The 9,685-nt window shown below is 72.7% G+C and carries 8 protein-coding genes; 3 read left to right on the top strand and 5 right to left on the bottom strand.

Features of this window, described 5'->3' with window-relative positions; genetic code table 11:
- Positions 1-63: 63 nt before the first annotated feature.
- Together ACWGR4_RS47850 and ACWGR4_RS47845 are read right to left on the bottom strand one after the other, a co-directional pair.
- A complete protein-coding gene (locus tag ACWGR4_RS47850) occupies positions 64-1,215 on the bottom strand; it encodes a DmpA family aminopeptidase (protein ID WP_452134103.1) in 1,152 nt (383 codons plus the stop codon).
- Positions 1,212-1,892 (bottom strand): TetR/AcrR family transcriptional regulator, encoded by a 681-nt coding sequence (locus ACWGR4_RS47845; protein ID WP_452134102.1) that lies wholly within the window; start codon positions 1,890-1,892, stop codon positions 1,212-1,214. The genes ACWGR4_RS47850 and ACWGR4_RS47845 overlap by 4 nt, the downstream gene beginning before the upstream one ends.
- Before the next feature lie 101 nt (positions 1,893-1,993).
- On the opposite strand from ACWGR4_RS47845, the gene ACWGR4_RS47840 reads away from it, so the two are divergent.
- Positions 1,994-3,424 carry an APC family permease gene (locus ACWGR4_RS47840; RefSeq protein WP_380012426.1) on the top strand — a complete coding sequence of 477 codons (1,431 nt, stop codon included), beginning with the start codon at positions 1,994-1,996 and terminating at the stop codon, positions 3,422-3,424.
- Positions 3,425-3,478: 54 nt separating this feature from the next.
- Here the strand turns inward: ACWGR4_RS47840 and ACWGR4_RS47835 are convergent, their stop codons facing one another.
- From ACWGR4_RS47835 to ACWGR4_RS47825, 3 genes are all read right to left on the bottom strand, one after another.
- Positions 3,479-4,594 (bottom strand): C45 family autoproteolytic acyltransferase/hydolase, encoded by a 1,116-nt coding sequence (locus ACWGR4_RS47835; RefSeq protein ID WP_452133984.1) that lies wholly within the window; start codon positions 4,592-4,594, stop codon positions 3,479-3,481.
- Positions 4,591-6,234 carry an amidohydrolase gene (locus tag ACWGR4_RS47830; RefSeq protein WP_452133983.1) on the bottom strand — a complete coding sequence of 548 codons (1,644 nt, stop codon included), beginning with the start codon at positions 6,232-6,234 and terminating at the stop codon, positions 4,591-4,593. The genes ACWGR4_RS47835 and ACWGR4_RS47830 overlap by 4 nt, the downstream gene beginning before the upstream one ends.
- A gap of 109 nt (positions 6,235-6,343) precedes the next feature.
- Entirely contained in the window at positions 6,344-7,777 is a 1,434-nt protein-coding gene (locus tag ACWGR4_RS47825; protein WP_452133982.1) for a purine-cytosine permease family protein, read from the bottom strand.
- Between the two features lie 88 nt (positions 7,778-7,865).
- Between ACWGR4_RS47825 and ACWGR4_RS47820 the strand changes: the two genes are divergently transcribed.
- Both ACWGR4_RS47820 and ACWGR4_RS47815 read left to right on the top strand, forming a co-directional pair.
- Positions 7,866-8,504, top strand: a complete 639-nt coding sequence (locus tag ACWGR4_RS47820; RefSeq protein ID WP_380012438.1) for a TetR family transcriptional regulator — start codon at positions 7,866-7,868, stop codon at positions 8,502-8,504.
- 77 nt (positions 8,505-8,581) lie between these two features.
- Positions 8,582-9,628: an RNA ligase family protein gene (locus tag ACWGR4_RS47815; RefSeq protein ID WP_452133981.1), complete on the top strand. Its 1,047-nt coding sequence runs from the start codon at positions 8,582-8,584 to the stop codon at positions 9,626-9,628.
- Positions 9,629-9,685: the final 57 nt, after the last annotated feature.

Genomic DNA, 9,685 nt, shown 5'->3' with positions numbered 1-9,685 from the left:
GCCCCACCCGGGGTCGGCGCCGCGCGGCGTTTCGCGGGTGGCGTCACCCGCGGGGTGGCCTGGTCAGTCGCCGGCGGGGTGGCTCTGCTCTTCGAGCAGTGTGCGCAGGCGGGCGTGTGGGAGGGCCGGGGTGCGGTGGCCCTCGCGGCCGACGGTTTCCTCGGCGGTGACCAAGGCGTTGAGGACGGCCTCCTCGACCGCCTGGACGGTGGCCGTGTAGAACGGGTCGATGCGGCCCCACGGGATGTGGCGCAGCGTGTCGTAGTCCTCGTCCGTGGCCGGGGACTGCGGGAAGCCACTGGCCAGGGCGCCACGGTTGGCGGTGGAGAAGGCCAGGAAGATGTCGCCGGAGAAGTGGCTGCCGGTGGTGCCGGTGCGGGCCAGGCCCATCGGGACTCGGCGGGCCAGCGCCGTGCACTGGCCGGGGAGCAGGGGAGCGTCCGTGCCGACCACCACGATGACCGAGCCCGCCCCGCCGGGGGCGAACCAGTCGGTGTCCTCCATCGGGTTGTCCGCGGTCATCCGGCGACCGACCGGCACGCCCGCGACGACGAGTTCGCGGCGCGCGCCGAAGTTGGCCTGGACGAAGGCCCCGACCGTGTAGCGGGCCGTGCCGTACTCGACCACCCGACTGGCCGTGCCCGAACCGCCCTTGAAGCCATAGCAGTTCATGCCGGTGCCGCCGCCGACGCAGCCCTCCTCGACCGGTCCCGGGACGGCCGCGTCGATCGCGGCGACCGCGTGTTCGGGGCGGACGTGCGAGCCGTTGATGTCGTTGAGGTAGCCGTCCCAGGTCTCGGCGACCACGGGCAGCAGCCACTGCCGGGCCAGGTCGGGCCGGTTGGCCACGGTCCAGTCGATCACGCCGCGGTGTACGGGCCCCACCGCGTGTGTGTTGGTGATCAGTACCGGGCCCGCCAGGCTGCCCGTCTCGTCGAGCCAACTGCTGCCGGTCATCTCGCCGTTGCCGTTGAGCGCATACCGTCCGGCGGCACAGGGCAGGCCCACGCCGGCCCGTCCGCGCGGCAACAGGGCGGTGACGCCGGTGCGTACCGACGTGCCCTCGACGAGGGTGGTGTAGCCGATCTCGACGCCGGGGACGTCGGTGAGCGCGTTGGCCGGCCCGGGTGTGCCGTCGAGGTGGATGCCCAGGGCGCGGGCGCGGGGCCGTCCCGACGGGGTGGCGGTGCGGGGGGATGCGGCGGGGGCGTTCACGTGGTGCCTTCCGGGGTGTGCCGAGCAGCGGTGTCGGGACCGGCCGCCTCGGGATCGGGGACGACCCGGTCCGGCCGCAGGTCGGGGCAGTTCGTGGCCTGGCGGGCGTGGGTCAGGATCAGGGCCAGGGCTCGCTCGGGTGGCAGCGAGGAGTTGCGGCCGACGATGTGCAGACCGTAACCGTCCTCCAGGGTGACCAGGTTCGCGGCCACGTCCGGGATCGGCTCGGTGAACCGGAAGTGGCCCTGGGCGCGCCCGATTTCCAGGATCGAGCCGTACATGGCGACCTGACGGTCGTACAGGCTCTGCGCCAGCGTGGCGTATTCGCTCTCGTCCCGGGCGGCGGCGCTGAACTCGTACAGCACCAGCGCGAGTTCGTCCTCCGGACCGGCCGGCAGCCCGAGCCGGGCGCAGGCCACCAGCTTGTCCCGGGCGTCGGGCAGTCGGGAGGCGGTGTCCGTGCGGGAGGTGTAGAAGCGGTCCGCGGCCTGCCGGTAGACCTGCCGCAGCAGGTCGCCGAGATCGCTGAAGTAGTAGTTGACCGAGCCTCGCGCGACGCCCGCCACCTCGGCGATGTCGGCCACCCGCAGCTGGGCCAGCCCGCGCCGGCCGACCGCCTCGGTGGCCGCGTGAACCAGCTGCTCGCGCCGCGCCGTCTGATTCCTCGGACGTGCCATGCACCATTCCTTGTCTTCAGTGCCAAATTATTGTCAACCCATTGACGTGGGACTCTTTCATATCGTTGACTCCGGCGTCAAAGAACTGACAAGGGAGCCACATGGCCGAAACCCAGGGCAGCCGGCCGCCCGCCGGCACCCCGCCGCCGCAGTCGCCGGCCTACGCCCAGGACCTGTCCCGTTCGCTGGGCCTGCGCGAGAACATGTTCATCACGCTGTCCGCCGTCACGCCCGCGTCGAGCGTCTTCATCATCATGCCGTCGGTGATCAGCGGACTCGGCGGCGCGGCGGCACTGGCCTTCGCGCTCGCGGCCGTCGCCGGGATGCTGATGGCCTTCTGCTACGCCGAGTTGTCCAGCGCCTTCCCGATCACCGGCGGCGAATACGCCTTCGCGGCACGTACCCTGGGCCGCGCCACGGGCTTCGCGCTGTTCGCGCTGGCGCTGCTCGCCGGGGTCCTGACGGTGGCGGTGATCGCCCTGGGCACCGGCGACTACCTGGGCGTGGTCTGGGACTCGCTGGGCGGCAAGAAGACCGGACTGGCCGTGATCGCGGTGGCCTCGCTCGTCTCGGTGCTCGGCATCCGCACCAACGCCTGGGTCACCGGGGTGTTCCTGGCCGTCGAACTCGCCGCGATCGCCGTACTGGCCTGGCTGGGTCTGGTCAACGTCGAGCAACCGATATCCACCCTGTGGACGCCGCACGCGCTCGGCGAGAACGGCGTGCTCGTCGGCGCCTCGGCCGGGCTCGTCTCGTCCTTCGCCGCGAGCGCGCTGTTCGCCTACAACGGCTACGGCACGTCGGTGTACTACGCCGAGGAGACCCGACAGGTCTCCTCGATCGGCAGGATCGTGATGTGGTCGCTCGGGATCACCGTGGTCGCGGAGTGCCTGCCGCTGGTGGCGGTGCTCCTGGGTACGCCGAGTACGAGCGCACTCATGGCGGCCCCGTCCCCGATGAACTACTTCCTGCTCGAACGCGGCGGCGACACGGTCAACACCGTGGTCAGCCTGGGCATCGCGATCGCCATCGTCAACGCGGTGATCGCGATCATGCTGCAGATCGGCCGACTGGTGTACTCCTCCGCCCGCGACCGGGCCTGGCCCGACGTGGTGGGCCGGCCGCTGGCCGCGGTGCACCCGCGTCTGCGCACTCCCGTCCTGGCCACCCTGCTCATGGGCGCCGCCGCGATCGTCGTCGCCTGGCTCGTTCCGCTGGACAAACTGATCCTGGCCACCGGCGCCAATCTGGTGCTGCTGTACATCTTCGTCGCCGTCGCCGCGCTGTACGGCCGGATCTCCGGGGCGACCGCCCACGCGACGTACCGGATGCCCGCCTGGCCGTGGGTCCCGGTGGCCGCGATCGGCGTGATGGCCTACGTCCTGTACGAGTCGATCGACGCCGACTGGCGCCCGGCCGGCATCGCCGTGGCCATGGTCGCGGCGGGATACCTCTACTACTACGCCTACCTGTACCCCAGGCGTGAGCACCGCTGGACCATGCCCGACCCGGTTCGGGACACGACCGAGTAGCCGATCGCCCCCGGGTGGGTCGGGGCCGTCCCCCGCCGGCCCCGACCCACCCGCTCAGGCCGCCGTGAGGCGGCGCCAGGGACGGGAGTCCGCGTCGGCCGGGGTGCCGTCGAGGACGTGGGCGGCGCGGTCGGCGGGCTCCAGGGTGACGGTGGCCAGGCTCGCCCAGCGCGCGCCGAGGGGTTGGGCGGGATCCGGGACGCACGTCACCGGCGGCTCGCCCGGCCCGGTCACCAGGAGCCGGGCCAGCCCGGCCGGCGTGGCGGGCGGCTCGGTGCGGGCGAGCCGGTCCCGGACGAAGTCGTAGCGCTGCCCCGAATCGGGCTGGTACAGCCGGGACTTCTCCGCCTCGGCGGGCACCGGCGTCAGGAAGTGGTTGGTGCGCAGCAGGTATCCCCCGGCCGACTCCGGCCGGATCTCGAACACCCCGACGGGGCTCAGATCGAGCAGCACGGCCTCGCCCTCGTCGAAGAGCGCGAACGACCCGGACGAGGCGACGGGCGCGCCGCGGATGATCTCGACGGCCTCGGCGACGCCGCCCGCCTCGCCGAGCACGATCGCGGCCAGGACGTGCATCGGCACGCCGCCGACGCCGTCGCGCTCGTGGCCGAGGATGTTGAAGTGCAGGGCGAGCCCGGCACTGTTGACGCCGATCTTGCCGAGGATGCCGTGTTCGGTGATGCCGACGAAGTCGTACCGGCCGCCGCGCGACTCCACCGTGTGCCACAGGTCGCGCAGTTCGACGTGCCAGTCCCAGGTCTGCACGCCGAACGTCCGCGCCGCGCGCCCCGGCCCGCCCGGGACGCGGCGCACGATCGTGGTGCACTCGCCCGGGGGTACGGCCGCGCTGCGGGCCAGGATCTCGGTGCGCGCGTTGAGCGCGGCCACCCGCCACGGGTCGAGGCCGGCGCCGTGCGCGATGCCCTCGATCTCGGCCCGGGCACCGGCGTGGAACTTCCCGATCGTGTCGAGGGCACGTTCGGCGTCGGCACGCACCCGGTCCGGGGTGATGCCGCCGAGCGCGAACAGGCGGTCGTACGCGTCGAGTGCGGCGGGGATGCCGTCGCGTAGTCGTTCGCCGCGCGCGACGCCGCGCGTGTGCGGGTCCGCGGCCGCGACCGCCACGTGGCGACGGGGGCGAGGGGATGGCGGGACTTCGAGCGTGGTCACGGGCGTCCTTCCGGGGAGCGCGGGTGGAGGCGGACCTCGCCGCCGACGACGGTGGCCAGCACGGCGTTTCCGGGCTGCGCCTCGGGTGCGAGGGCGAGCGGATCGGCCGCGAAGACGGTGAGGTCGGCGAGGAAGTCCGGGGCTATGCGGCCGAGTTCGGCGCCGGCCCCGGCGGCGTGGGCGGCGGCGACGGTCATCCCGGCGTAGCACTCGCGGGCGGTGAGCGCCTGATCGGGCTGTACGGGCGCCGAGTTCGGCTCCTCGACGGGGCGGCGCAGTTGGCAGTCGGCGAGGCCGATACGCGGGTCGCCGGGGCCGATCGGCCAGTCCGAGCCGAGTGCCACCACGGCGCCGTGGTCGAGCAGGTCGCGGGTACGCCAGCCGTGCGCGACCCGGTCCGGCCCGATCCGGCGCGACCAGTTGTCGGTCCCGTCGGCGCGGGTGTGCCGGGTGGCGTGCGCGGGCTGGAGGCTTGCCACCACGTCGAGTTCGGCGAAGCGGCCGAGGAGGTCGTCGGGGATGGACTCGATGTGCTCGATGCGGTGCGGGGCTTGGTCGACCGGACCGACCTCCTCGATCACGTCGAGGGCGAAGCGCACCGCCCGGTCGCCGATCGCGTGGGTCGCGGTCGGGATGCCGCGCTGCGTGAAGAACCGCATCGCGGCGCGGTAGGCGTCGACGTCGCGCCACAGCGGCTCGCGGTTCTCGCCGTGGGTGTCGGGGTGGTCGAACCACGCGGTGCCGTTGTCGGCGGTGCCGTCGAGCATGAACTTGGCCCCCGCCACGTGCCAGCGCCGACCGCGGCGGCCCTGGAGGTCGGCCACGTGTTGCCAGACGTCCGGACCGGAGTCGGCCGGCACGAGCGGGGAGCAGCGAATGCGCAGCGGTAGCTCGCCGTGGGCCTCGATGTGCCGGTACACCGCCTCGGACGGGTCGGCGAAGTCGAGCGCGTGCAGCCCGGTCAGACCGCCGGCGGCGAGCAGTTCGAGCCGGTCCCGGACGAACTCTGCGGCGGTGTCCAGGGGTACCTCGGGGTAGTGCGCGAACACCAGGTCCATGGCCTGGAGTTCGACGATGTAGCCGGTCGGGCGCCCGTCCGGGTCGACCTCGACGGACGAGGCGTCGGTGAAGGACTCGCGGCCGGTCAGGCCGATCAGCTCGACCACGTGCGGGCTGACGACCAGGGCGTGTGCGTCGCGGGTCATCAGGGAGATGGGCACACCGGGGAATCGTTCGCCGAGGACGAGTCCGGTCGGGTCGCCGGCGAAGACGTTCACGTCGAGGTCGTAGCCGGTGATCCAGGCGTCGGCGGGCCGCTCCCGCACGGCACCGGCCAGTCGCTCGCAGACTTGGTCGAGGGTGCCGGCGCCGAGCAGGTCCACGCCGCTGCCGATGGAGATCGAGCCCCAGACCGGATGGGCGTGCACGTCGACGAGGCCGGGCAGGATGGTCGCGCCCGGGAAGTCGTGGACGACGGTGTCGGGGCCGCGCAGCGCGGCGATGTCGGCGGCGGGGCCGACGGCGAGGATGCGGTCGCCGGTGATGGCCACGGCGTCGGCGCGGTCGAGTGGGTCGGGGGCTGCGGGAGCGGCGGTGGGCTGTTCGAGGTGCCGGGCGAACAGGATGACGTCGGCGTACACGCGGATTCCTTCGGTCTTGCAGGGTGCTCGGGGTGCTGGGTTGCGTGGGTTGCCCGGGCTGTGTGGGTTGCCCGGGCTGTGTGGGGTGCCCGGTGTCTTCCGGGTGGGGTCACGCCTTGGGGATCGTGCCGGTCGCGCGGGCGACGCCCCAGTAGATCGCCGCGGCCGTGATCATCCCGGACGGGATGGCCAGGTCCACGTCCGCCATCGCCGCGGCGATCGGTCCGGTCCAGAAGCTGGTGTTCACCCACATCGCGGAGACGAGGCCGCCGCCGATCAGCGCGAGTACGCCCGCCGGGTGCACACCGCGGTGGTACCAGAAGGGCCCGCCGCGACGTTGTTCGAGCAGGTCGGCCCCGTGGTATCGATTGCGCCGCAGGACCAGGTCGGTCACCGCGACCGCCATCGCCGGACCGGTCGCCACGACCACGAGTTGCAACATCGTCTGCACGCTGTCGAGGAAGTCGACGACCAGGATCGCGTACAGCGTCATGGCGGTGCCGAGCACGCCGATGATCAGTACGGCGGGGATGCGGGCGAGCCGGACGCCGACGGATTGGATGGACAGGCTCGCGCTGTAGGCGGTCATGCCGTTGTTGGTCATCGTGTTGACCACCACCGCGATCACGAAGACGGGGATGAACCAGCCCGGCAGGATGCTTTCCAACGCGGCCTCGGGGTCGCTCATGTCCAGGCCGGTGGCGGCGAGGGCGCCCACGGTGGTGAAGACGACGCTGGGCAGGTACGCGCCGACGGCGGTCCAGCCGGCGATGGCGTACGGGTTGCTGTCGCGCGGCAGGTAGCGGGCCAGGTCGGGGCTGTTGGCGTAGGACAGTGGGGTGGAGGCGATGATGGTGAACCCCGCGCCGAGCGCGGCGGCGAGGGCGGCGCCGTGCAGCGGTTCGGCCGGCGTGTACGACCAGTCGGTCTCGGCGAGCACGTAGCCCGTCACCACGACGAACACCACGGTCAGGAACACGCTGAGCCCGGAGTACAGGCGCACGATCGTGGCGTATCCGTAGATCGCGATCAGGATCGTGCCGGCCGCGATGGCGCAGATCACCGCGGCGTCGACGGCCGAGTCGTCGGGCAGACCGTAGCGTGCGGCCAGGCCGATGCCGGCGACCGAGGCGGCCGACCAGTTCAGCGCGAGGTAGGCCGCGGCGATCAGCCATCCGGTCAGGACCAGGACCACCTTGTTGCCCAGGACGCCGTACATGGCGCGTGAGATTACCGACCCGCTGGTGCCGGCGACGGGGCCGGAGGCGGCGATCACGCCGGTACAGATCCACAGCAGGTTGCCGGCGAGGATGAGCCCGATCGCCTGGACGAGGGACAGGCCCATGATGATCAGCGTGGCGCCGACGACAAAGCTCAGATAGCTCACGTTCGGGGCGGCCCAGACCGCGAACAGCCGGCGGGGATCCCCGCCGCGCTCGTCGGCGGGGACCTGGTCGATGCCGCGCGTTTCCCGGTGCCCGGCGGATCCGGAACCGGGTATGTCCTGCGGTCTCGCGTCGGGGGTGGGCTTGGTGGTGGTCATCGGGGGCCTCTCGGGGTCGGCCGGCCGAGCCGGTTATTGGTCGCATGGCCAACTGGCTAATGGTCGCACATCCAATAAGCTGTGGGCCATGGCGTCAAGACCCCAACCCACCCGCGTTCGCAAGCTGCCCGACGAGCGCCGCGCGGAGATCCTGCGCAGCGCCGCTCGGATCGCCCTCGAAGAGGGCCTGGAACGCATCACGCTGCGCCGGGTCGCCGACGAGTTGGGGGTGCGGCCGGGGCTGATCGGCCACTACTTCCCGGCCGCGGACACCCTGGTCGTCGAGGCGTTCACGGACGCGGCGACGAAGGAGCGCGACACGTTGTTGCCGGCGGACGAGGAGGGGCTGGCGCCGATCGACCGGCTGGCCCGGTTCCTGGTCCGGCTGGCCGACGGGACGTATCTCGACCTGAGCCGGCTGTGGCTGAACGCCCGTCACCTCAGCCGATTCAAGGAGGGCCTGCGCGACGCGGTCGGCGCGCAGGAGACGGTGACCCGTACCGCGCTCACCGCCCTGATCGAAGCGGGCGTCGCGGCGGGGGAGTTCGACACCGACGACGCCCTCGGTGCGGCCCTGCACATCTTGGTCACCGTCGACGGCCTCGGCTCCTACGCCAACGCCGACGCCGACGTCAAGCTCGACCACCCGGCGCTCGACGACATGGCGATCAGCACGGCGGAACGCGAACTCGGCCTGGAACGGGGCACGTTGCGGGCGCGACTTTGACGAGGGCGGCGGCGTCGGGCTTGTACCGGCCGTAAACCCGGTTGCCGGGCGCGGTGCGGGCGGCGGAGGATTTCGCCATGTCACAGGCCAGGTCCGGGGGTTCCGCGTTGCGGCCGTACCCGAAGATGTCCGCGAAGGCGCGGCCCGGGGCGGGCGGCGGGCGCGAGTGGGTGGCGGCGGAGAAGGTCCACGGAGCGCATTTCGCGGTGGTGTGCGACGGCTCCGGGGTGCGACCGGCCAAGCGGCGCGAACTGCTGTCCGACGAACTGCTGGACGACTTCTTCGGGGTCGCCAGGATCTGGCCCGGGTTGGCCGTGGGCGCGGCGCGGTTCGCCGCCGTGTTGCGGGCGGCGTGGGGTGAGACGGCCTCGGTGACCGTGTACGGCGAGCTGGCCGGTGGGTGCTACCCGCATCCGGACGTCCCGGCCGATCCCGCCTGCGAGCCGGTGCAGACCGGCATCTGGTACGCGCCCGACCTGCACTGGTTGGTGTTCGACGCGGCGGTGGAGACGGCGGACGGGCGGTGCTGGATCGCGGACCGCGCGTTGCGGGCGGGCGCGGCCTGCGCGGGGCTGCGCTGTGTGCCGGCGCTCGGGCACGGCTCGGCGCACTCGCTCGGGGATCTGTCGTGTGAGTTCGCGAGCCTGGTTCCGGGCCTGCTCGGGCTGCCGCGCATCGAGGACAACCTCGCCGAGGGGTATGTGCTCAAGCCGGCCGGGGAGTGGTGGGAGCACGATGGGGCCCGCCCGGTGGTCAAGGTGAAGCAGGACGGCTTCGCCGAGGACCGCCGCTTCGCCGGCTCCCGGCCGTACCTGGCCCCGCCGGAGGGCGCCGCCGGGGTGCCGGCGTGGTTGCTGGTCCGAGCGGCGACGCTCCTGACGCCGACCCGCGCGGCTGCGGCGGTGAGCAAACTCGGGCCCCGGGCGGCCCTCGACGCGGTGGCCGAGGAGATCTCCCGCGACGCGGCGGAGGAGATCGCCGACGAGGTGGGCGGCCTGTCGGATACGCAACTGCGAAGCCTGACTCGGGCGTTGGAGCCGGGAGCCGGCGCGCTTGCCCGCTTCGACGCCGCCGAACGTGAGGGTGCGCGAGGGGGGCGCGGGCGCGGGCGCGGTTCGGGGTGAGTGTGCCGCACTTGTGCGGGCGGGCATGCGGGCGGGGCGCGGCGGGCCGAGTGCCGG

It is taken from the genome of Embleya sp. NPDC055664 (genome assembly GCF_053618075.1).
This window is presented reverse-complemented; position numbering and strand designations above follow the sequence as displayed.